At 65.2% G+C, this 23,041-nt stretch carries 19 protein-coding genes and 1 tRNA gene; 9 read left to right on the plus strand and 11 right to left on the minus strand.

Features of this window, described 5'->3' with window-relative positions; translation table 11 throughout:
* Positions 1-5: 5 nt before the first annotated feature.
* The 4 genes from FKZ61_RS00235 to FKZ61_RS00250 all read right to left on the minus strand — a co-directional run bounded on the left by FKZ61_RS00235 (position 6) and on the right by FKZ61_RS00250 (position 4,471).
* A complete protein-coding gene (locus FKZ61_RS00235) occupies positions 6-1,037 on the minus strand; it encodes an ABC transporter permease (protein ID WP_141608057.1) in 1,032 nt (343 codons plus the stop codon).
* Positions 1,038-1,061: 24 nt separating this feature from the next.
* The gene (locus FKZ61_RS00240; protein ID WP_141608058.1) at positions 1,062-2,126 is read right to left on the minus strand and encodes an ABC transporter permease; all 1,065 of its coding nucleotides are present in this window, start codon (positions 2,124-2,126) and stop codon (positions 1,062-1,064) included.
* Positions 2,127-2,363: 237 nt separating this feature from the next.
* Positions 2,364-4,112 carry an ABC transporter substrate-binding protein gene (locus tag FKZ61_RS00245; protein WP_170199002.1) on the minus strand — a complete coding sequence of 583 codons (1,749 nt, stop codon included), beginning with the start codon at positions 4,110-4,112 and terminating at the stop codon, positions 2,364-2,366.
* Between the two features lie 282 nt (positions 4,113-4,394).
* Positions 4,395-4,471: transfer RNA gene (locus FKZ61_RS00250), tRNA-Pro, on the minus strand.
* Positions 4,472-4,558: 87 nt separating this feature from the next.
* Between FKZ61_RS00250 and FKZ61_RS00255 the strand changes: the two genes are divergently transcribed.
* The 4 genes from FKZ61_RS00255 (at position 4,559) to FKZ61_RS00270 (ending at position 8,849) form a co-directional block, all read left to right on the plus strand.
* Positions 4,559-6,631, plus strand: a complete 2,073-nt coding sequence (locus tag FKZ61_RS00255) for an endonuclease/exonuclease/phosphatase family protein (protein WP_170199003.1) — start codon at positions 4,559-4,561, stop codon at positions 6,629-6,631.
* A gap of 115 nt (positions 6,632-6,746) precedes the next feature.
* Positions 6,747-7,253 (plus strand): phosphoribosyltransferase, encoded by a 507-nt coding sequence (locus FKZ61_RS00260; RefSeq protein ID WP_141608060.1) that lies wholly within the window; start codon positions 6,747-6,749, stop codon positions 7,251-7,253.
* A 59-nt stretch (positions 7,254-7,312) separates the two neighbouring features.
* The gene (nth, locus tag FKZ61_RS00265) at positions 7,313-7,975 is read left to right on the plus strand and encodes an endonuclease III (protein ID WP_141608061.1); all 663 of its coding nucleotides are present in this window, start codon (positions 7,313-7,315) and stop codon (positions 7,973-7,975) included.
* Between the two features lie 214 nt (positions 7,976-8,189).
* Positions 8,190-8,849 (plus strand): hypothetical protein, encoded by a 660-nt coding sequence (locus FKZ61_RS00270; protein ID WP_141608062.1) that lies wholly within the window; start codon positions 8,190-8,192, stop codon positions 8,847-8,849.
* A 28-nt stretch (positions 8,850-8,877) separates the two neighbouring features.
* On the opposite strand, the gene FKZ61_RS00275 is transcribed toward FKZ61_RS00270, so the two are convergent.
* Both FKZ61_RS00275 and xylB read right to left on the minus strand, forming a co-directional pair.
* Complete coding sequence (locus FKZ61_RS00275; protein ID WP_141608063.1) at positions 8,878-10,008, minus strand: DNA translocase FtsK; 1,131 nt, start codon at positions 10,006-10,008, stop codon at positions 8,878-8,880.
* A gap of 318 nt (positions 10,009-10,326) precedes the next feature.
* Positions 10,327-11,826, minus strand: coding sequence for a xylulokinase (gene xylB / locus FKZ61_RS00280; RefSeq protein ID WP_141608065.1), 1,500 nt, complete (start codon positions 11,824-11,826; stop codon positions 10,327-10,329).
* Positions 11,827-12,268: 442 nt separating this feature from the next.
* On the opposite strand from xylB, the gene FKZ61_RS00285 reads away from it, so the two are divergent.
* Positions 12,269-12,997 carry a L,D-transpeptidase gene (locus FKZ61_RS00285; protein WP_141608066.1) on the plus strand — a complete coding sequence of 243 codons (729 nt, stop codon included), beginning with the start codon at positions 12,269-12,271 and terminating at the stop codon, positions 12,995-12,997.
* 108 nt (positions 12,998-13,105) lie between these two features.
* Here FKZ61_RS00285 and FKZ61_RS00290 read toward each other — a convergent pair whose 3' ends face one another.
* Both FKZ61_RS00290 and FKZ61_RS24195 read right to left on the minus strand, forming a co-directional pair.
* The gene (locus tag FKZ61_RS00290; RefSeq protein ID WP_141608067.1) at positions 13,106-13,747 is read right to left on the minus strand and encodes an esterase/lipase family protein; all 642 of its coding nucleotides are present in this window, start codon (positions 13,745-13,747) and stop codon (positions 13,106-13,108) included.
* Positions 13,732-15,642 (minus strand): S8 family serine peptidase, encoded by a 1,911-nt coding sequence (locus FKZ61_RS24195; RefSeq protein ID WP_170199004.1) that lies wholly within the window; start codon positions 15,640-15,642, stop codon positions 13,732-13,734. The genes FKZ61_RS00290 and FKZ61_RS24195 overlap by 16 nt, the downstream gene beginning before the upstream one ends.
* A 121-nt stretch (positions 15,643-15,763) precedes the next feature.
* Here FKZ61_RS24195 and bcp point away from each other — a divergent pair, with 121 nt between their 5' ends.
* The 4 genes from bcp (at position 15,764) to FKZ61_RS00320 (ending at position 20,415) form a co-directional block, all read left to right on the plus strand.
* Positions 15,764-16,222 (plus strand): thioredoxin-dependent thiol peroxidase, encoded by a 459-nt coding sequence (bcp, locus tag FKZ61_RS00305; RefSeq protein ID WP_141608070.1) that lies wholly within the window; start codon positions 15,764-15,766, stop codon positions 16,220-16,222.
* Between the two features lie 388 nt (positions 16,223-16,610).
* Complete coding sequence (locus FKZ61_RS00310) at positions 16,611-17,882, plus strand: ArsA family ATPase (protein ID WP_141608072.1); 1,272 nt, start codon at positions 16,611-16,613, stop codon at positions 17,880-17,882.
* Positions 17,883-18,024: 142 nt separating this feature from the next.
* On the plus strand, positions 18,025-18,564 hold the full coding sequence (locus FKZ61_RS00315; protein WP_170199005.1) for an RNA polymerase sigma factor: 540 nt from the start codon (positions 18,025-18,027) through the stop codon (positions 18,562-18,564).
* A gap of 6 nt (positions 18,565-18,570) precedes the next feature.
* Positions 18,571-20,415 carry a hypothetical protein gene (locus tag FKZ61_RS00320; protein WP_170199006.1) on the plus strand — a complete coding sequence of 615 codons (1,845 nt, stop codon included), beginning with the start codon at positions 18,571-18,573 and terminating at the stop codon, positions 20,413-20,415.
* 101 nt (positions 20,416-20,516) lie between these two features.
* Here the strand turns inward: FKZ61_RS00320 and dcd are convergent, their stop codons facing one another.
* The 3 genes from dcd to aztA are packed head-to-tail and all read right to left on the minus strand — an operon-like array spanning position 20,517 to position 22,906.
* Positions 20,517-21,086 carry a dCTP deaminase gene (gene dcd, locus FKZ61_RS00325; protein WP_141608075.1) on the minus strand — a complete coding sequence of 190 codons (570 nt, stop codon included), beginning with the start codon at positions 21,084-21,086 and terminating at the stop codon, positions 20,517-20,519.
* 45 nt (positions 21,087-21,131) lie between these two features.
* Positions 21,132-22,016 (minus strand): metal ABC transporter permease, encoded by an 885-nt coding sequence (locus FKZ61_RS00330; protein ID WP_141608076.1) that lies wholly within the window; start codon positions 22,014-22,016, stop codon positions 21,132-21,134.
* Positions 22,016-22,906 (minus strand): zinc ABC transporter ATP-binding protein AztA, encoded by an 891-nt coding sequence (gene aztA, locus FKZ61_RS00335; RefSeq protein WP_141608077.1) that lies wholly within the window; start codon positions 22,904-22,906, stop codon positions 22,016-22,018. Before aztA ends, FKZ61_RS00330 begins: the two co-directional genes overlap by 1 nt.
* Between the last annotated feature and the right edge of the window lie 135 nt (positions 22,907-23,041).

The raw sequence follows: 23,041 nt of genomic DNA on the forward strand, positions 1-23,041 counted from the left end.
CCCGTTCACCGCTTCAGGCGCGGGTCCAACGCGTCCCGCAGGCCGTCGCCGATCAGGTAAAACGCCAGCACCGTCAACGTGATCAACAGGCCGGGCGCCACCAGCAGGTGCAAAGCCGTGAATTGACCCGTGGCCGGGTCCCGGAGGAAGACAAAGTTGTTGGCCCGGGTCAGCATGCTGCCCCAGGTGGCGGTGGGCGGCTGAATGCCCAGCCCCAAAAAGCTCAGGGAGGACTCCACCAGGATCAGGGTACCGATGTCGATGGCAGTGACCACGATGATGACCGGAATGCTGTTGGGGATCAGGTGCTGCCACAGGATACGGCTGTCCCTGGCGCCCAGGGCCCGGGCGGCCAGCACAAAGTCCAGCGCCTTGATCTTGAAGACATTGCCCCGCACGAAACGGGCAGTGCCGAACCAGCCCAGAAAGCCCAGGAAGAGGGTCAGGGTGGTGGGGTTGGGCTTGAAGATGGCGGAGACGATAATGAGCAGGTAGATGCCGGGGATGGATACCAGGGTGTTGATTATCCACATGACCACGTCGTCCACCACGCCACCAAAGTAGCCCGCCACCGCACCGATGAAGACCCCCAACACCAGGGCAATGGCCGCAGCCGAAAAGGCCACGGTCAGGCTCACCCGTCCGCCGTAGAGCAGGCGAGCCAGCTGATCTCGCCCCAACTGATCGGTCCCCAACCAGTGGGGAATGCCGCCGGACTGCCCCAACATCAAGGGGGCGGTCATGGGATCCAGCCCCAGGCGCCACTGGATGTAGGGGATCAGATAGGGCTGCTGAAAGGCGTTGGCCGGATTGGTCTGGTTGGGCCCCACGCCCACCAGCGTCTCCGTGATGGGCTCGGCCAACATTGCCAACACGGCCAACAGGGTCACAAAGGCCATGGCCGCCAGGGTCAGCCGATCCCGGGCCAGGCTCTGCACGGCCATGCGCCAGTAAGTTTGGGGTTTACGGAGGAGAAGGTCCTCCTGGCTGCGGTGTTTGGTTTGGTCGGCCGTCGCGCCAGCCAGCTTGATACCCATGAAAACGCCTCGACTTCCAGCCAGTCAGGATAACCGGACCCGGGGATCCACGATCCCGTAGAGGATGTCGGACAGCAAGTTGCCCAACACCACCAGCACCGAGAAGAACATCACGGCCCCCAACACCATGGGGTAGTCCCGCTGAAACGCGGCGTTGAGGGTCAGACGCCCCATGCCCGGCCAGGCAAAGACCGTTTCCGTCACCACCGCGCCGGTCAGGACGCCCAGGATGGCCGGCCCCAGCACGGTCATCAGCGGGATCAAGGCATTGCGAAAGGCATGGAGGAACCAGATCCGGGCCGGCGCCAGGCCCTTGGCATGGGCGGTGCGGATGTAATCGGTGTGGATTACCTCCAGCGTCTCGGTCCGCATGATGCGGCTAAAAAGGGCGATGCCGCCGAAGGCCAGGACAAAGGCCGGCAGCACCAGATGTTCCAGCCGATCCATCAGGTCAAACTCCCCGGTCAGGGTCACCGTCTGACGGCCACCGGTGGGCAGCCAGCCCAGGTAGACGCCGAAGAAGAAGATCAACAGCAGGGCCATCCAGAACGCGGGCACCGCCTGGAAGATCACGGCAAAGAAGCGGACCAGGTTGTCCAGCCAGGAGCCCCGATAGGCGGCGCTCAACACGCCCAGGGGCACGCCGATCAGCAGGGAGAGCAACAGGCTGGTGATGCCCAGCTCCAGGGTGGCCGGCATCCGCTCCACCAGACGATCCCAGACCGGCTGATTCGTCTGGAGGCTGGTCCCCAGGTCCCCCCGCAGAATCCCGCCGCCGCTGTCACAGAGGGTATAGCCGGGCCAGGCCAGATACCAGCAGCGCACGCCGTCTCCGCTCAGTTCGTCCACCACATCCCCCTGGCGCAGGGAGAGACCCGTTAACCAGCGGATGTACTGGATGGGCAAGGACTGGTCTAGACCCAGCTGACGTCGGAGGGTGGCCCGCGCCTCCTCATCGATATTGGGATCGAAGGTGCGGATCAGGATGGGATCGCCCGGGGCAGCATTCACCAGGAAGAAGCTGATCAGGCTGACACCCAGGAGGGTGGGGATGGCCTGCAACAGGCGTCGGATGATGTAGCGGGTCATGGTGGAAGAGGTCACTCCATGTACACAAAGGCCAGCCGAGCAGGAGCCGGAACAACATGGCGCCCGGCGCGACGAAGTCGACCTCCCGCCGGCCCTCGACGCCGGACATCTGGGCTGGGTATCCGGTGCAGATACCCAGCCCACAGGGAAGGTCGACCTCGTCCCGTCTCACCTGGCCACGTCTTGCGTCACCACAGGAGCATTGCCCGAAAAACACGTCAGAACTGCAGGGACCGCTCAGGGCTGCAGGCTGGTGTCATACCACTGGTGGACGTTCCAGTAGAAGGACCAGGGGCCAGGGTTCAGTCCGGCCCATTTGGCGTTGTAGCCCACATTGCCGACGCCGCCGCTGATGAAGATGTACGGGATGTCATCGTGGATGATCTGCTGGATCTCCTTGTAGATGGGCGCCCGATCCTCTGGCGCACAGCCAGGCACCGAGTAGCCCGCCTCCAGCAACTCGTCGACGCGGGGGTTCTGATAGCTGACAAAGTTGAAGCCGCTGCCCGGCGTGTCGAACCGGCTGGACCAGAAAGCGTCGTCGTTGGGATCGGTGCCCAGGCCCGTCCAGCCGATGATCACCATGTCGAAGGTCTGGCCCAACAACTGATCCACCAGGGTCCCGAAGTCAATGGCCTCAAACTGAATGTCGAAACCAATGGCGTTGAGCTGATCCTGCACCAGCACGCCCAGGTCTTCTCGGGTGGTATTGCCGGCGTTGGTCTTCAGGGAGAGGGAAAGGCGCTGGCCGTCCTTCTCCCGCACGCCGTCGCCGTCGCTGTCCACCCAGCCGGCTTCATCCAGGATCTGCTGGGCCAACTCCGGGTCGTAGGCGTAGGGTTCCAGGGTGTCGTCGTGGGCCCACTCAATGGCCGGCAGCACGTTGGCTGCAATGGGGTAGCCCTGGCCCAGGTAGACGTTGTCGATGATGGTCTGGTAGTCCAGGGCGTGGGCCATGGCCAGGCGCACCGCCCGGTCGCTCAGGATGGGATGGGGATCCTGCGGGATCAGGTTACCGGCTTCATCCCGGCCCGGCTGGGGATTGGCCGGATTGGCCAGGTTGAGGCCGATGTAGGAATAGCCGTCATCCTGGAAGCGGTACCGCTTCAGGTTGGCGTCGGCATCCACCGCAGCGATCTGCTCGGGCTGTACCGGGATCACATCCACCTCGCCGCTCTGGAGCTGGGCCAGCCGGGTGCCGGGATCGGGGATGACCTTGTAGATCATGCCCTCCATGTAGGGGGCACCCTCCCAGTAGGTTTCATTGCGCACCAGGACCGTGTTGTCGTCTCGAGTCCAGCTCTGGAAACGGAAGGGTCCGGCGCTGACGCTGGGGGCCTCGTTTTCGGCGCTGGTCATGATGTCGCTAAAATCCTCGGCGAAGCGGTGGCTGGGCAGCCAGCCCAACCCCAGGTCAAACAGACCGTCACACTTGACGGTGCTAAAGGTGACCCGGAGGGTCAGCGGGTCCACCACCTCGATGCTGGCGATGTTCTCCACGTTGCTCTTGCGGGGGGTCTCCACCAGGTCACTGGCGATGGCCTGGTAGGTGTACTGGAAATCGTAGGCATCCACCGGCTCGCCGTCGCTCCAGGTCACGCCATCCCGCAGGTGGAAGGTCCAGACCAGCCCATCTTCCGAAACCTCCCAGCTTTCCGCCATGGCGCCCTGGGAGGTGGGCGCGCCGGTGAAGGGGTCGGCGTTGATCAGGCCCGGGAAGAGCATGGTGATCACATCGGAGCTGGCGGAATCGGACGAGAGGATGGGGTTGAGGATGGAGGCATCGGCCGAGGTGGCCCGGGTCCAGACGCCGCCGGGCACGATGGTCTCCGGGGCGGCCGCTTCAGCCTCGGCAGCCGGCGCCGCCTCCGAGGCTGCGCTCTCGCCCGCCGACTCCGGCACGATGGGCTCCGGCTGGACACAGCCACCAACGGCCAGGGCGACGACGAGCAGGAAAAGGGTCAGGGTATACAGTCGTTTACGCATAAACCATTCCTTGTCAGATAAAATTACCGTCTCACCAGACGCACTTGCAGGAAGTGTCAGCCATCGACGGCTTTCCAGAAACAGGCCACAGCGGGGGAGGCGGAGCAGAAAGCCAGGAGGACACGGGCGTTCCTGTGGAAGTGCTTTCCCGGCTAAATAGTACCATTGCTGCAGGCAATCGACCAAGGGAGATGCATGGCCGGGGTATGGTATAATGCCAGCAACCTGCGGCGTGATTTCTAGAAAACGAAGAACCGCACCACTTTCTCGTGGTGCGGTTCCTGGTCGGGGCGAGAGGATTTGAACCTCCGACCTCTTCAACCCCATTGAAGCGCGCTACCAAGCTGCGCTACGCCCCGACAACAACTGTCTAGAGTATAACAGATGCTGCACGGCATCGCAAATGCGCACCGCCGTAAAAAAACATGCTTCAGGGAGCGCCCTCTATGCATCAGACGCTGTTTCATCTCCTCCGATTGAGCAGCCTGATCCTCCTCTGGGGATGGTTGGCATCCCCCGCTATTGTCCGCGCCCAGGAGACCGGTGCGTCGCCAGCCGACTGGACCCCCATCTACGAGCTCCAGGGCACGGGGTTCACCTCGCCCCATCAAGGCGAATGGCACGACACCCATGGCGTTGTGACGGGCATTACCCCCACCGGCTTCTACCTGCAGGACCCCACCGGCGACGGCAACCTGCAAACCAGCGACGGCATCTTTGTCTACACCCGGGATCGCCCCCCTGTCGTCCCCGGCCAGTGCGTTTGGGTCCAGCGGGGCTATGTGGACGAATTTTACGACAAAACCGAACTCTCCCGCATCCGGGCCGTGCGTCCCTCCACCCACTGCCAGACCACCACCGTGACCCCGGTGCCCCTGCCGGAGCTACTACCCGGCATGGACCACCCCTCCTGGCTGGAGCCATATGAAGGCATGCTGGTAGCCATTCCCGGTCAGCCGGGGGTGGTCCACGGGCCGACCAAACGCTTCCGCAACGGGGATGTGGAAATTGCATGGAGCCCGGCATGGATGGTGGCGTTTGGCGCGCCTCGCCGCGCCTTCCAGGGGGAAATCCACCCGCCCCTCCTGTACTGGAGCGGCATCCTGGGTACACCGCTGCCAGACGCCGCCTGGGGCGACCGCATCATCCCCGTCCCCGGCCAGGCCACAGCCATGGTCGCGGCCATCGTCGACTACAATTTCGGCAAGTACCAGTTCCTGCCCCTGCCCGGCCAATCTTTTGCCGTGGAAGCCAATCCCCGTCCGCCGGGTCGGGCCACTCCCACCACGGCGGACGAGATCTCCCTCTGCACGTTCAACCTCTACGGCTTCGGCCAGGGAACTGCCCAGTATCCAGACGAGGCCAGCTATGTGCGGCAGCTGCGACGCCGGGCCCTGGCCATCGCCGAAGGCTTGCAGGGGTGCACGGTCATCGGGCTGCAGGAGCTGGGCAACCCGGAGGATGGCCGGCGGCTGACAGAGCTGCTGGCCGTGGCCCACGGGCTGGACTATCAGGCCACCGCCCTCCCCGGCCCCGACAGCAGCGACCCCGAGTTTCCCCTGACCCTGGGCTTCCTGACCCGCCAGAGCCGGGTGTCGGTGCAGGCTGCCCGTTCGGCCCAGGGCTGCTCACCCACAGACTTCCAGGTCTCGACGGTGGACTCGCCCTGCCCGGCCGGCCTCTACCCACTCTTCAGCCGACCGCCCCTGGTGGTCCACCTGGCCATCCATGGCCAGTGGCCGGAGCCATATGAACTCTATGTCATCAACAACCACTGGAAGAGTAAAGCAGGGGATGAGACCCTGAACGCGGCCTGGCGGCTGGAGCAGGCCCGCCACGTGGCCCGGCTGGTCCAGGAAATCACGGCGGACGAGCCTGGAGCCCGGGTAGTCGTCCTGGGGGATCTCAACGACTACTACGACAGCGCCCCCGTTCGCCTGGTCCAGGCGGAAAGTCGCCCATCGCTGGTCCATGCCTATGACTTTTTGCCGCGCCAGGACCGATACACCTACATTTACAACGGCGCCAGCCAGGTGCTGGACCACATTCTCATCTCCCCTTCCCTGCTGGAGGACTTCGCCGGCATCCAGGTCATTCACATGAATGCCGACTACCCAACTCCGGCCCAGGAGCGCCCGGACGATCTCCGCCACGTCAGCGACCATGACCCCGTGCTGCTACGGCTGCGGCCGGGCGGGGCAGCCAACCTGGCCGGCAACCTGATCTACCCGGACATTGGCATCACTTTGAGGAATGAAGACGGGGATGTTCTGGCCACCGCCCGGACAGACGCCGATGGGGATTTTCGCTTCTGGAACCTGCAGCCGGGCACCTACACCCTGGCGTATGCGCCACCGGCTGGCATCCAGGTGACGCCGCCGGACCAACCGGTGGCGCTGACGGTAGGCTTTCAGCAAGCCCCACCGGCCCAGGTGCGCCACCAGGCCATCGAGACAGCCGCGACACTGCTCCTGTGGAGTCTGAATGCGCGCGCCGAAATCCAAGGAATATCCAGATAAAAATGAACGCCCGCGGTGGTTCATCAGGGGATGGATAAAACCCCACTGAACGTGGTATGATATCCCCAGTGCAAAGACCGTCCCTGGCAACCGCAGGCTAATCAAGGACTCGCCCATGAAACACGTCTACCTGACCTGGCATGACCTGGAAGAACTGGTCAGCAAGCTGATCTTCAAACTGAACACCCCCTACGACGCCATCCTGGTCATCACCCGGGGTGGCATCATCCCCGGCGGGATGATCGCCGAGGCCCTGGGCATGAAGGACGTCCTGACGGCAGCCGTCTACTTCCCAGAAGATCCCAGCCAGCGCAGCAAGCTGAGCTGGCCCCGCTTCCAGCAATTCCCGACGGACACGCTCCTCTCCGGGCGCAAGATCCTGGTGGTGGACAACCTCTGGTACCAGGGACGCACCATCATGGCCGTCAAAGGGCGCATTGAGACGGCCGGCGGCTACCCGGAGCTGGCCGTCATCCATTGGAAGAAACAGAGCAGCTACTTCCCGGACGAGCAGCCCGACTACTACGCGGAGATCACCGAAGACTTCATCCACTATCCATGGCAGCGGATCGACGACTCGGACTACCGCATCCGGGCCCACCCCATCATGCCCCTGTCCTGAGTCAACACCCGACCGCCATCGCCCGGATCAACGCCTGGAACATCACCAAGAAAGATAGCATGACTTCAGCAGCCAACCTTACGCCCGACGCTCCCGCCGCCGACCGGATCCCCGTGATCCTGGAGCGACTGCATCAGGAGTACCCCGACGCGCGCTGCGCGCTCCACCACGAGAATCCCCTGCAGCTCCTGGTGGCCACCATCCTCTCGGCCCAGTGCACCGACGAACGGGTCAACCAGGTGACGCCCGAGCTCTTCGCCCGCTATCCCACCGCGGAGGCCTTCGCCCAGGCCGACCTGGAAGAACTGGAGCAGGCCGTCCGTTCCACTGGCTTCTACCGCAACAAGGCCCGCAACATCCAGCAGGCCTGCCGGCGCATTGTGGCCGAGTACGGCGGCCAGGTACCGGACACCATGGAAGAGCTCCTCACCCTGCCCGGCGTGGCCCGCAAGACGGCCAACGTGGTCCTGGGAACCGCCTTCGGCATTGCCGACGGCATCGTGGTAGATACCCACGTGAAACGCCTGGCCAACCGCCTGGGCCTGACCCAGGAGTCCAACCCAGAAAAAATCGAGCGGGACCTGCAAGCCCTGGTCCCCCGGGAGGAGTGGATCGACATCTCGCACCTGCTCATCTTCCACGGCCGGCAGGTCTGCAGTGCCCGCAAGCCTCGCTGCGCGGCCTGCGTCCTGAACGACCTCTGTCCATCCGCCCAGGTCTAGTAAACCCCGGCAGAAATTCGCCGATCAGGCCTCTGGCCTGCGGCATAGCCGATCAGGCCTCTGGCCCGCGGCTTAGCCGATGGTTTGCACCAGAGGGAGCGCGCCCAGAGGGCACCCGCAATTTCTGCCGCGGTATTGACGCCAGACTGTACTGGCCACACGCCCGGAGGCGTCAACCAACCGAACGTCCTGTCCCAAAACCGGAGGCGATCCCGTGTTCCCATCCCCCGAGACCCGCCGCCCCATCCGACCCTGGCTGCTGGCCCTGTGCCTGCTCCTGGCCATGGCCGCATCCTGCCGGGGCAACCGCGATGCCGCACGCCCCGCCGAGCCCAGCCCCACACCCACCCGCACCCAGGCAGCGACCACCCGCCCCCCTGAGCCCCAGAGTCCACCCCAGCCCTTCCTCAACGGGCCAGATGGCAGCTATCACCTGCCCCTGCCGGAGGGCTGGTCCTTCCAGCCGGCGCCCATCGGGCCGCAGCTGCCCCTTCCCCACAGCCAGCTGGATAACGCCGGCTGGCTGATCGGCCCGGAAGACGGAGCCACCTATCCACTGGCCATCGCCCGGGTGCCGTCCGCCGGCCTGACCCCGGAAACATACGTGGGCCAGATCCAGGAGCAACTGGGCCGTACCACTCCCGAGATCCAGCCCACCAGCACCCTGACCTACACCGGGCCCCTCGACCGACAGCCCGTGCTCCTCCTCACCTATCCGGTCCAGTCTCACGGGATGGTGGCCCTCCAGCTCACGGTGCCCATCGGGGAGGAACTGCTGCTCCTGACCGCTGCGACGCCGGCCGGGCAGGAGGAACGTCTGCATGAAGTACTGCTCCAGGCAGCTCGGGCCGCGATCCTGCCGCCGCGCCCGTGACCCGGCCCACGGGGCCCGCCAGCTGCCCTTAGCGCCCATCCTGTTTGGGCCCGGGCAGTCGCTTCACCAGGCGCCGGATAAGTCCTTCCGGGGCGGGCGGCTCCTGGCAAGCCTCGCCTGCAGTGCGCCAGCGACTGCCGGGGCGAGGTCCTGCGGCCAATGCCTGCAGCACCGTCTCCAGGTCCTGGGGCCCCAGCCAGGCCGCCTGGAAGCGCACTGTCTCCGCCTTGGCCACCAGCAGGAAATCCCCCTTACCTTCCAGCTTCTCCGCGCCCGAATCGCTCAGGCCGGTGGCGTAGCGGGCCTCATCCCGGCTGGCCACCGCACCCACCAGCCGCACCGGGAAATTGGCCTTGACCGCGCTGCCGATGAGGCTGGCCGTGGGCTTTTGAGTGCACGCGACCAGGTGAATGCCCGCCTCCCGGCCCCGCTGGCTGATACGGGTGATCATGGCCTCCGCGCTGCGCCCGGCCGTCTGGATCAGGTCCGCCAGTTCGTCGATGGCTACCACCAGGAGGGGCCGGCGCTGGCCCAACCGATCCCGCCGTTCCATCTCCTCCACCAGCCAGCGGAGCCGAGCCAGGGCCTCCTCTGACGTGGCAGCCATCCCACCCAACACGTGGGGAAGCCGCTGTAACGGACCGAAGCCCCGGCCTTTGGGATCGATGAGCACCAGCTGTACCTCCGCCTGACGGTTGTACATGGCCAGGGAGGTGAGCAGGCTCCGGGCCAGGGCCGTCTTGCCGGAGCCGGTGGTGCCGGCGATGAGCACGTGGGCCACGTCCGGAGCGGGCAAACGGAGGAGAAGGGGTACGCCAGCCTCGTCCACGCCCAAGACGGCGGTCCCTGGCGGCACGGTAGCCAGCCGGCTGCAGAGCTTCAGGAGCCGGATGGGATCGGCCCCCTGGCGGGGGACCTCCACCCGGATGCAGCCATCCCGGCGGTAGACCCGGGCCTCTCGCTTGCCCAGGGCCAGGGCGATCTCCTCGGCCAGGGAGGCCACTTTGCTGACCTTGGTGCCCAGACCTGTCACCAGCTCGAATTGGACGTACCGGGGGGTTACCGCGCCGCCTTGCACTCGGGCAGCGACTTTGTGCCTGGCCAGGACCGCCTCGATGCGGTCGGCCTGCATGTCCAGGGTCCGCTTCCGATAGGCCATGGAACCACCTCCTGGGGAATGCCAACGGGCATGCCTGCATCACACACGGGTTGTCGTCATCGGATTGGCGTTCAACGGCAGCGGGGGACGCGCAGGGCGGGCTGCCGTATCCACCGGCACACGCCAGATCATACGATTGGTGCCGGCTCAATCAGAACAAATGTTCTGGCTGGGCCTATTTTAGCAGAATCTCAAATGGCCGTCAACGGGGAAAATGGATCGATGGATCGATTGGGTGGTGGCAGGGCAGGTGAAGGGTGCCGGCATCCTGTTGCTGGTGGGGAAATCAGGATGCCGGCATGAACTGCGCGGGAAGCCTCAGGATTGGGGCGCCAGGGCGGTGAAGGTGGCCTTGAGCGCGGGATAGAGGTCTCGGTAGGCCTGGTAGTAGCGGCCGTATTGGGCCACCGTCTGCGGGTTCGGCGTGGTGGAGCCGGTGACCTGGATGGCGGCCCCACAGGCGGCGTCCACATCCGGCCACACGCCAGCCCCCACCCCGGCCAGGAGGGCAGCCCCGTAGGCGGCACCTTCCGTGGTGTTCACGGTGACCAGCTCTGTGTCCAGGACATCAGCCAGGATCTGACGCCAGAGGGCGCTGCGGGCGCCGCCGCCCGAGACCCGCACCTGCTGGATGGGCGGCAGGCCCGCGCCCTTCATCAGCTCGAAGCTGTCCCGCAGGCCAAAGGCTACTCCTTCCAGCACGGCTCGGGTCATGTGGGGCTGGCTGTGGCGGACAGTCAGCCCCACGAAAGCGCCCCGGGCCAGGGGATCGGGGTGGGGCGTGCGCTCGCCGGTGAGGTAGGGCAAGAAGAGGAGGCCTTCGCTGCCCGCCGGGATGTCGGCCGCGGGCGCCAGGAGGGTGTCGTAGTCCGTGCCCGGCGCCAGGGTGTCCCGGTACCAGCGCAGGCTACCGGCAGCGCTGAGCATGACGCCCATCAGGTGCCAGCGCCCCGGGACGGAATGGCAGAAGGCGTGCAGGCGGCCTTCCGGCTCGTAGTAGGGCTGGTTGGCGGTGGCAAAGACCACGCCGGAGGTGCCCAGGGTGAGGGCCACGATCCCTTCCTGGACGGCGCCGACGCCGACCGCCTGGGCGGCCTGATCCCCGCCACCGGCCACCACGGGAGTGCCGGCCTGGAGGCCCAGCTGTTCCGCGACGGACTCCTGGATGGTACCGGTGACCTGGGGTCCTTCGTGGGTGGGGGGCAGCAGATCCGGGTCGATCTCCAGGGCGGCCAGGATCTCCGGCGACCAGTCCCGGCGGCGCAGATCCATGAGCAGGGTACCGGCTGCGCCGGCCTTGTCGGTGGCGTAGCGCCCGGTCAGGCGGAAGCGGATGTAATCCTTGGGCAGCAGGATCTGGTGGGCCTGCCGGTAGATCTCCGGCTCGTGTTCCCGCACCCAGAGGATCTTGGGCGCCGTGAAGCCGGTCAGCGCGTCGTTGCCGGTGATCTCGATCAGCCGCTGCTTGCCCACCCGCTCCCGGATTTCGTCGCACTGGCGGCCTGTGCGCTGGTCGTTCCAGAGAATGGCCGGCCGGAGCACGTGGCCTTCTTGATCGACCAGGACCAGGCCATGCATCTGCCCGGTCAGGCCGACGGCTGCCACGTCGGCGCCGGAGATGCCGGTCTGTTTCAAGAGGGTGCGAATGCTTTGGGCGGTGGCATACCACCAGACGGCGGGATCCTGTTCGCTCCAGAGGGGCTGGGGCGTGTCAAAGTCATACTCGGTGGCCGCTACCCCCACCACTTCCCCTGCCGGGTCGATGAGCAGGGCCTTGGTAGCGGTGGTGGAAACGTCGATTCCCAATAGGTGCGTCACGGTCCGATCCTCCCTGAAAAATTACGTGGGGTTGAGATACAAGGCATGGTGTCTATGGCCGCGGATCCAGGAAGCCAAACGGGCGTAACCGACGCCAATCTTCTTCGTCTGTAGGGATGGGAGCATTGTACCCGATTTTTTCCCCTTGTGCATCTGGCCGCGTGGAGCGACGCGGCCAACAGGCCCGTCGTGGCGGGCCTCCGTGCCGCCCGATAGCGCCAGCCGCGAAAGGGCGTCGGTTCCCGTCGGAGCGGACCGCCGTGCCCGCCCGATGCGGCGGCACCTGGAATAGCGCCTTCAGTGGCAATCCCTTTGCCTCTGGCAGAGCCCATGGAGTAGAATAGCACGCGACAGCGACCCAGGTGCTGGCCGCGATTCAGCGTCGCGGCAGACAACGGAGGGATCGGGTGTGTGGATTGCCAGTCATAGAGAGGAGCAGAATTTGAACGATCGACACGTCATACGCCATCTGGCCGCCTGGTATCGGCGGACGGCCATTTTGGTCATCACCCTGACGGGCCTTTGCTGGCTCTTTCCGGAGCCAGTGGTCCAGGCCCAGGCCAGCCAGCCCCCCCTGGAGCGGGCCAGCCAATCGGTTGCGCCCCAGGCACTGTTGCCGCCGCTTCCCTTCTCCCGCCCGCAGATTGGACCGGTCATCAAGCGGGGCTTCCAGGACGATGTGGATCGGCGCACCACGGCTTTTATTCCGCGCTCATTAGATCATCTAACCCCGATTGAAATGCCGGACACGGATGAAAAGTGGATCCGGGTGGATCTCAGCGAACAGACGGTGATTGCCTACGAAGGCCGCAAGCCGGTCCGGGGATTCATCATTTCATCCGGCTTGCCCCGTACCCCCACCGTCACCGGCACCTTCCGCATCCGCACCAAGGTGCGCTCCCAGACCATGTCCGGCGGCAGCCCAGAGCTGGGGACTTACTACAGTCTGCCCAATGTGGAGTGGGTCCAATATTTCTATGCCGAGTACGCATTCCACGGTACCTACTGGCACAACAATTTCGGCCAGCCCATGAGCCACGGCTGCATCAACATGACCAATGCCGACGCCAAGTGGCTCTTCGATTGGGCCGGCCCGGTCTGGGATGGGAAGTCCATCTGGATGAACAGCAGCAAGGACAATCCGGGGACGCTGGTCATCGTCCACGAATGACTTGGGGTGTGCCAGCCGATGATTGAAATCATCGGCCCAAGGCTGGCCACGGTTTCATGCAGCACGGCCATAGCTGTCTCTGTGTAACAGCTGTATCTGTGGAGCCCATCAACCCCTTCCCCCGAGGGCCTGGACCACGGCCCGATGGACCCGGGGATTTTGCAACAAAGTGCCGTGGAAAGGCGCCCAGACGATCTGGCTGCGTCCCACAGGAAGCCGGGAGCTCCAGGCCGGCACGATGGTCAGGTCCAGGGGTGTCCAGATGGAGGTGAACTGGACTCGCTCCAGCGGAGAGAGGTCCCGGTTTAGTTCCTGGAGGAAGGCGCTGCCCGGCCGCATCTGTCGGGAGGCCTCCCGGCGAAAGAGCCAGCCCAACCAGGTGCCTCGATGGGGCGTGGCCAGGGTGACCAGCCGCTGCACCCGCTCCACACCGCCCAGAATCTGCAGGTAGTAGCGGACGATGAGGCCGCCCATGCTGAAGCCAAACAGGTTCAGGGGGCGGCTTTCCCCAAAACGGGCGACGATGGCCTCGGCCAGCTGCCCGGCCAGCTGTTCAAGGGCCACCTCGCCGGTGCTGGGCTGGGGGGAGATGGCCACGGCGGGCAGGCCGGCCTGCGCCAGCGCGGCCTGCAGCGCGGTCAGGCAACGCTCGTCATCGGCAAAGCCGGGCACCATCACGGTCACCACCGCGGCCTCACCCCAGCTGGAGGCCGTGGGCAACGGTCTGCCCGGGTTCACGGAGTGGGACACGGCGCTTCACAAACCTCCAGGGAGCCCACGAGCACCAGCGGGAAGAAATAGGTGCGGGCCTCAGCCAACAGGAGATGGTGTTCGCCATCCGCTTCTACCCGCAGCCACTGGATGGGGAAGATGCGAGTTCCGGCGTCCACCGTAATACGATAATCCCCCGGGTAGACATGGGTCACCACGGCCTGGCCATCTGCCTGGCTCTGGGCCCGGTAGCGGACGCCGGTAAAGCCATCCTCCAGGATCACCTGGAGGCCGGGTAGGGGTGTCTCAAAGCGATCGGTGACCGTGATCACCACCGTGGCCGGGTGTCGGGCCATCTCCACCGCGGCGGCCACGTCCAGACGGCCGTAGCCGTAGCTGGGATTGGGAACGGTGGGCGACGACGCATCGCCGCATTCTCCCAGGGCCACCGGATCCGCGCTCTTCAGGAGCACGTCCTGGGTGCGGTCCACATCCCCAACCAGCGCCGGCTGCGCGGACCAGAGGAGGGCCACGGCGCCTGCCACGTGGGGGGCCGCCATGCTGGTGCCCGAGAGGGAGCGGTAGCTGTTGCCCCGATAGGTGGACATGACCCCCACGCCCGGCGCGGTGATCTCCGGCTTCAGGCGGCCGCTGCCGTCCACGATGACCGGCCCCCGGCTGCTGAAGCTGGCCAGGCTGCCGACGGCATCGTGGGCCCCCACGGTGAACGCGGCGTCGTAGATGGCGATGGGGTTACTGACGCTCTTACAGTCGGGGCCGGAGTTGCCGGCGGATGACACCACAAAGATGCCCGCCGCCCGCAGGGTCTCCACAGCCTGACGGAGGCTGTCCACATCGCATCCTTCGCTGGGTGGGCAGGCCCAGGAGTTGTTGACGATGTGGGGCGCCAGCTCCGGCCGGCCGTCCACCATGGGATCGCCGCCGGGCGGATAGGGCGCCAGGAAAAACTGGAAGCAGTCGATGTAGGAAGCCGGATACCCCACGCCGTTCTGCATGTTGCGGCAGCCCATCCAGCGGGCGTCCGGCGCCATGCCCCATACCGTGAGCCCGTCCGGCGCCTGGCCCAGCATGGTGCCCACCGTGTGGGTACCGTGGCCGTTATCGTCACAGGGCACGGCCGGATCGTTGTCGCAGATGGAGAGCGGCCAGTCTGCCGGCCAGCTTGCCGTATGCCAGTTGTAGGTATGGTCCACCTGGCCGGTTACGCTATCCCAGCCGCGATACTGGCTCAACAGGGCCGGATGATCCCACTGGACGCCCGTGTCTGCGCTGGCCACCACCACGCTTTGCCCTCGATAGCCCTGCTCCCACACCTGGGGCGCGTGGGTGTAGGCAACACCGTAGGGTACCATGACATCGGTAAGAACGTCCGTCGCGCCCAGGGTCTGGCCCCGGATAGAGAGCGGGAGCAGGGTGCCATCGCCTGCCGCCGGCATGGGCCGAGGCTGGCGCAGGGCCGGGTTGTCGACGATGCGGGCCACCCCCGGGAAGGTCTGCAGGGCAGCGACCGTCTCCGCCGTTCCCCAGATTTCCAGCATGTTGACCAGATAAAAGGCGCGGTAGGGAATGTGGTGGGCTTCCAGCCAGGCCCGCAGGGGCGCCTGGCTGCGCCGCGCGGTGGCCGTGAGCGCTTTGTACAGGGCAATCCGCCGGCCCACCGGGTCGCCATCCTGGCCTACGAATTGCGCTCCGGATGCGCCGACGGCCAGGCTCGTGGCATCCACCTGCTCTTCCAGGAGCACCAGAAAGGAGATGGGATCATCGGCCGCAGCCAGTCGCTCCTGGAGGTGGGGACTGACGGCGGCTCCAGCCGGCCCCGGACTTCCCGCCTGGCCGTACACAGGCCTCGCACCGGAAAGGAAGAGGTTCAAGAACAGGCAGAAGCCCAGGAGACAGCGATACCAGTGTTGCATAGCGAATGGCGAAGCGTAGATGGCGAACCCTTGGGGCCGGCTACCAGTTGTTCCCCGGCCAAAGCTGCGGTAAGATTGGGCCGAATGAGTTTTGGAATCAATAGAAGAGGAGCTTCCCACCATGTCCCAACTCAAAGCCGGCGATTTGGCGCCTGATTTTACCGCGACCACCGATCAGGGCCAAACCGTGAAACTGAGCGATTACCGTGGCAAACGGGTGATCCTGTACTTCTACCCCAAGGACGACACCAGCGGCTGTACCACCCAGGCGTGCAGCTTTCGGGATCACTATCCCACCATCGAGGAGAAGAACGCGGTGGTGCTGGGCGTCAGCCCGGATGGCGTCGCCTCCCACCAGAATTTTAAGACCAAGTACAACCTGCCCTTCACCCTTCTGGTGGATGAAGATCACGCCATCGCCGAAGCCTATGGCGTCTGGGGCGAGAAGTCCATGTACGGCCGGAAGTACATGGGCGTGATCCGCAGCCATTTCGTGATCGACGAAGAGGGCCGCATTGTGGATGCCCAGTACAACGTCAAGCCGCAGGAAAGCGCGCCCAAGGCGTTGGCCGCCCTCTGAGAGGGGCCCTCTGCAACTCCATTTCATCCGGTCGAAGACCTGCCGTTTCCTCCACGGCAGGTCTTCGACTTGCTCCCTCCACCGGGCGCACCGGTCCCCGGGGGCGCCTGCTTCCAGCCTCCGTAGCTGCGCTATGGTATACTCATGCGGTGGACCTTCACAAGGGCAGGTCATCCTGATGCCCGCCCCCCGGACGGCCCCTCTGGGCCATGAACAACACCATACCCTGCGGGAACCCGTCTCGCCCCGGTGGAGTTCATGAAGCTACGCGGTTGTCACCCGTGGTTGTCATCCATGGGCGCATGCACGGTGCAACGATAACGATGAAGTCAGGTCAAGGCAAAGTGTCAGGTCAAGGTGTGTCAGGTCAAGGTAAGGTGAGGTAAAGATGCGCATCTTACTGTACACAGGCAAAGGCGGAGTAGGCAAGACCAGCGTCAGCGGCGCCACCGCCCTGCGCTGCGCCGAACTGGGGTATCGGACGGCTGTCCTCAGCACAGACCCGGCCCACAGCCTGGGGGATAGCTTCGAGACCCCCATCGGCAACGAGTTGACCCAGCTGGCCCCCAACCTCTGGGGCCAGGAGATCGACCTCCTCAACCAGATGGACAAGTACTGGGGCCGGGTCCAGGCGTACCTCAACGCCCTGTTCGCCTGGCAGGGGATGGACGAGCTGGTCGCCGAAGAGGCCTCGGTGTTGCCGGGCATGGAGGAGCTGGCCAGCCTGATGCAGATCACCTACCTGGCCGACACAGGCGACTTCGACGTCATTGTCATCGACGCTGCACCCACCGGCGCCACCCTCCAGCTCCTGAGCTTCCCGGACATGGCCCGCTGGTACATCGAAAAGATCTTCCCCTTCCAGCGCAAAACCATCCAGATTGCCCGCCCGGTGATGCGCCGGCTCAGCGACATGCCCCTGCCCGACGACGATGTCTTCGACAGTATCGAAGAGCTGGTCAGTTACCTGGAGCGGATGAGCGGCCTCCTGAGTGACCCCCAGGTCAGCAGCGTGCGGGTGGTTCTCAACCCGGAAAAGATGGTGGTCAAGGAAGCTCAGCGGGCCTACACCTACCTGAATCTCTACGGCTACTCGGTGGACAGCGTCATTGCCAACCGCCTCTTTCCCCCGTCCATCACCGACCAATACTTCGATACCTGGAAGAAAGCCCAACAGGCCAACATGGAACTGGTGCGGGAATGCTTCCACCCCCTGCCCATTTTCGAAATTCCCTTCTTCCCCCAGGAGGTGGCCGGCGTGGAGATGCTCCAGCGCATGGCCACCACCCTCTTCGGCGAGAAGGCCGTCCGGGGTGGCGATGGGGATCCAACCCGGCACTTTTACATGGGCAAGCCCCAGGAAATCTTTCGCCAGGACGGCTACTACATCCTCAGCATCCCGCTTCCCCTGGTCGAGCGGGAGGAGGTCCACCTCCATCGCAGCATTTTTGACGAACTGGTGATCCGCATCGGCAACTGGAAGCGCAATATCGCGCTTCCCTACGGCCTGGCCAAATTGGAGGTGGCCGGTGCCCGCTACGAGGCCGACCGGCTGAACATCCTCTTCCAGGCCGAGGAAGAGGAAGAGATTCCCCCAGAGGCGCTCCAGACCACGCCGTGGCAGAGCCTGAAGGCGCGTCTGCGGGGCCGCAGCGGATAACGCCGGCGGCGCGCCTTTCCCCACAGGGCGGTCTCCCTGGGCCAGGAGTGCGTATCCTGACCATCCGTCGCTGCGTATCCTTTATGTCGTTTTTAACCGGCGCATGAAACCAATCCAACGTGGTGCTCCCGTTGAAGAGAATGTGCTCGTCGAACTCATTCAGCGGGCCCAGCGCGACTCCGACCCGGAGGCTTTCGATGGCCTGTATCTGCTGTTCGCCGACCGCGTGTTTCGGTATCTGCTGGCGCGGGTGGGGGATGCCGATCTGGCCGAGGAAGTGACATCCCAGGTTTTCCTGCGCCTGATCGAAAAAATCGACATGTATCGCATCGGCCCCAGGGACAACGTGGCCATCTTCTCGGCCTGGCTCTACCGGATGGCATACAACAAGCTGATCGACGTCTACCGCCAGGAGCGCCGTCTGCACCGGGTAGCCCTGGAGAAGGCGGCCCACGTGACCACCGGCCACCTGTTGGAGCGGGTCCACGCCCGCCTGGACTTCGAATGGCTGCTGGAGAAGCTCCAGCTTTTGAACGAACAGCAGCGAGAGGTGCTGGTACTGCGCTTCGTGGAAGAGCTAAGCATTGCCGAAACGGCGCAGGTGATGCAGAAGAGTGAAGGCGCCGTGAAGGCACTCCAACATCGGGCGCTGGAGACCCTCCGGCGCTACTTACAAAGTTAGGACGGCATGTCTTTCGAAGAAATTCTTGCCGACTGTCTGGAAGCCATTGAGCGGGGCGAGACGGTTGAAGCATGTCTGGCGCAGTACCCACAGCAGGCGGCCGAACTGGCCCCCCTGCTTCGCCTGGCCGTGGAATTACGTGACATGCCTCCTCCGTCCCTCTCCGACGTCGCCTTTCAACGGGGGCGCCAACAGCTCCTGGAGGCAGCCCACGCCCGCCAGGTAGCCGGCCACCACAACGCCGAACTTCTCCCAGAGGCGCTGCTGGCACCGGCGACGCCGGCTCCGGTACTTGGAAAGTCCCAGGACCTGGGGTCCAACGGCCGCCGAGCCCGACGCGCCACGAGCCGATGGCCCCGCTGGTGCCTGCCCCTGGTGGCCGCCAGCCTGATCTTGGGCCTCCTCTTCCTGGCCAGCCAGGCCAACGCCAGCCTGCCGGGAAGTTCCCTCTATGGCCTCAAATTACAGGTGGAAGCAGCCCAGGGCCTCTTGATGGCCGCTGCCGGCGAAGAAGCCGCCTGGCACATGGTCCTGGCCAACCGCCGCCTGCAGGAAGCCCTGACCCTCCAACGCCAGGCACGGCCCATCCCGGCTACACTGCTGCGGGAGATGGAACGAGAAGCCCAGGCCGCCCTGGATGCCGCGGCATCCCTGCCTCAGGCTGAACGTCATCGGCTGCTGGCTGCATGGCAGGAAAACCTCCTGGCCTTCCGGACCCGGTTTGACCCTACCCAGGAGACGGCCGCCCCCCTGGCCCAGGCCGTGAATGACCTGATGGCCACCGTGGACGGCATCCTGGCGCCGACGGCCGTGGCAGCCCTGCCCCCCACGGCGACCCCTGGCCCGACGCCTACCGAGCCCTTCACCGGGTTGCCGGGCATGGCTCCCGGCCAGCAGGAATCCCCAGGGAGCACGCCGGCAGTCCCCCGTCCCACGCCCACCGCCACCTCCCTGCTGCCCGCGGACGCGCCTTCGCTCGTCGGGCCCACCCAACCGGTCTCCACGCTCCGGCCCACCCAGCGTGGAGCCACGGCCACACCCACCCCGGTCATCGCCCAGGCGATGCCCCCACCCCCCACAGCGACGCCTCGACCGCCCAGCGCCGTCGAGCCCGATGCCGCCTCAGACACGCCGTCCAGCCTGCCAGAGCCCACGGCCAGCCATACGCCCACCTGGACGCCCCGCCCTGCCCAGGGGGAACCGGCTAGCCCCCCGGCCTCGCCCACGACACCCACCAGGGGCCCCGTGGAAACGGCAGAATCGGTGGCCGAGCAGGCCACAGCGGCCCCTGCCGCCCCTGGGGGAAGCGCGCCCCTGACGGCGCCGACCGTTCAGGGTGAAGGCACGCCAGAGGCCCGCCCCGACACGGAAGACCTGGAAGATGACACCGTGGTGGAACAGATGCCGGTGGTGGCAACCGATACGCCCATCACTTCGGCGCCGCCCATCGCCCTGCCGGGTGTGCCGGAAGTGGTCCTCACCCTGGTGACGCCGGAAGTGCCGGCCTTGCCCACCCTGACGCCCACAGCTACCCTGACGCCAACCGTCACCGGAACAGCCACGGCCACCGCGACGGAAACAGCGACGGAGACAGCCACGGTTCCGGCGACCGCTACAGCCACTGCCACGGCAACGCCCATGCCACCCACGGCGACAGCCACGGCTACGGCTACGGCGACGGCGACGGCCACGCCAACCTGGACACCCACGGCCACGGCGACGCCAGAACCGGCAACGCCGACACCCCCGGGCATCGCCACTGGCTCGCCTCCAGCGCCACCACTCGTCGCACCCACTCCTAGCCCTATCCCCGGCGGGTTTCCCCCGGACGGAGGCGGGGATGCCTGGTAAATTGGGGTAAAAGTTCGGGCGGAGTTGGCATCTGACGATGCCGACTCCGCGTCGAAATCGTGAATGGCTGAACGGAATTCACGCCCGGCTGGACCAGGCGCCTATCGGGGTCCCTTCAGGCGCGGCAAAGTGATGCCCACCTGCCCCTGGTACTTCCCCTTGCGATCGGCATAGGAGATCTCAGGCGGCTCGCCTTCAAAGAAGATCACCTGGGCGATGCCTTCGTTGGCGTAGATTTTGGCCGGCAGGGGCGTGGTATTGGAAATTTCGATGGTGACATAGCCTTCCCACTCGGGCTCGAATGGGGTCACGTTCACGATGATGCCACAGCGGGCATAGGTGGACTTGCCCAGGCAGATGGTGAGCACGTTGCGGGGGATGCGGAAGTATTCCACCGTGCGGGCCAGGGCAAAGCTATTGGGCGGAATGATGCAGACGTCCCCGCGATAGGGGACCATAGCGCTTTCGTCGATGGCCTTGGGATCGACGACCGTCAACTGGCCTGTGGTGGGCGTGAAGATGCGAAACTCGTCCGCAACCCGGATGTCATACCCGAAGCTGCTCAGGCCGTAGGAAATGGTCCCCTCGCTGACCTGACGGTCCACAAAGGGTTCGATCATCCGGTGTTCCAGCGCCATGCGGCGAATCCAATGATCCGGTTTGATGGACATTTCTGTTTTCCGTAGATTTTTCCTGTTTTGGATCTACCCGGAGGGTCACGACGATTGAGAAGAGAGGGCCGTACCAAGGGCTCTCCGCCTGCGCGCCATCTGCCAGAGGAGACCCCGCCGGGGTGCGAAGGTGAAGGCCAGGAGGAAAATAGCCGTGGCCACCAGCACCATGGCCGGCCCGGAAGCCACGTTGACGTAGTAGCTCAGGTAGAGGCCCGTGACGTTGGAAAAGGCCCCAATGAGGGCAGCTACCGCCATCATGGAGGGCAGGCGGCGGGTGAGGAGCTGGGCCGCGGCCGCCGGCGTCACCAGCATGGCCAGCACCAGGGCCACCCCCACCGTCTGCAAAGAGACCACGATGGTGACCGCGATCAGGACCAGCATGAGATAGCGCAGGAATGTGGCGGGCAGCCGCAAGACCACGGCCAGGGTGGGGTCGAAGGCCAGCACCAAAATTTCTTTGTATAGGGCAAAGACGATCAACAACACCAGAGCGCCCAGGCCAAAGGTGAACCAGAGGTCCGTAGGTGAAACGCCCAACACATCCCCGAAGAGAATGTGGGCCAGGTCCACCGCGTAGCTACGCACAGTGCTAAGCAGGGCTACCCCCAGGGCAAAACTGCCCGCAAAGATGATGCCGATGGCCGTATCCTCCCGGATCTGCCCCCGGTGGCTCAGCGCCCCAATGCCCACCGCCGTGATCACACCGAAGACCAGGGCCCCCAGGGCCAGGGGCCAGCCGGCCAGGTAGGCGATGACCACGCCCGGCAGGATGGCATGGGCCAGGGCGTCTCCGAAAAAGGCCATCCCCTGCAAGATCACGTAGGTGCCCAGCACCGAACAGAGAACACCCACCATGAGCGCTGCCAGCAGGCCGCGCCACATGAAACCATACGCCAGGGGATCCAGGATCCAGTCCAGCCAACCCATCAGTCCCTCCCCGTTCGGATGGGCCATACCCGCTGAGGGCGTTCCCGGGTGCCCAGCAACTTTTCCACCGGCGGCAGTCCGCCACCACAGCAGGTATCGGCCAGTAAGAGTTCGCCGGCATGGCTGGAGACCGCATGCATCTGGCTGCCGTAGGCCTGCCCCAGCATCTCCGAGGTTAACACCTGTTCCGGCGTGCCATAGGCAATCACCCGGCGGTTGAGGAGCAAAATCTGGGGGAAAAACTGGGCCGCCTGGGTCAGATCATGGGTGGCCACCAGCATGGTGATGCCCTGCCCGTGCAGGCGCTCCAGAATCTCCAGCAGGGCCTCCTGGCTGGGCAGGTCCAACCCGGTGAACGGCTCGTCCAGGAGCAGAAGCTCTGCCTCCTGGGCCAGGGCCCGGGCCAGGAAGACCCGCTGCTGCTGGCCGCCGGAGAGCTCGCCGATCTGGCGATGGGCCAGGTGGGCCATGTCGACCTGTTCCAGGGCGCTGGCCACTGCCTCTCGGTCCCGGCGCCCGGGCCGACGCAGGAGCCCAATCCGGCCCACCCGTCCCATCATCACCACATCGGCCACGGTGACGGGGAAACGCCAGTCGATGCGGTTGCGCTGGGGTACATAGCCCACGTTGAGGCGTCCATTGGGCCCGCTGCCGTGCATCACCACCTGGCCCTGGGCCGGCTTCAAAATACCGGCGATCACGTTGAAGAGGGTGCTCTTGCCGGCGCCGTTGGGCCCGACAATCGCCACCCGATCCCCGCGCCGCACCTGAAAGGTCACATCTTCCAGGGCCAACACCCCATCATAGTGGGCGCTCACCCCGATCAGTTCCAACAAGAGAGGCGCCTGGTCCTGCGGGAGCCAGGTAGACTGTTCCGCCACGCCGTTCATGTTCTGATCCTTTACACTCGTATAGTCTGGCGTAAATACCACGACAGAAATTCCGGGTGCCCTCTGGGCGCACGACCTCTAGTGGGAACCCTCGGCGAATTTCTGTCGGGATTTACTAGTACAGTCTGGCGTCAA

This window comes from Litorilinea aerophila, from assembly GCF_006569185.2.
GTDB classification, from domain to species: Bacteria; Chloroflexota; Anaerolineae; order Caldilineales; family Caldilineaceae; genus Litorilinea; species Litorilinea aerophila.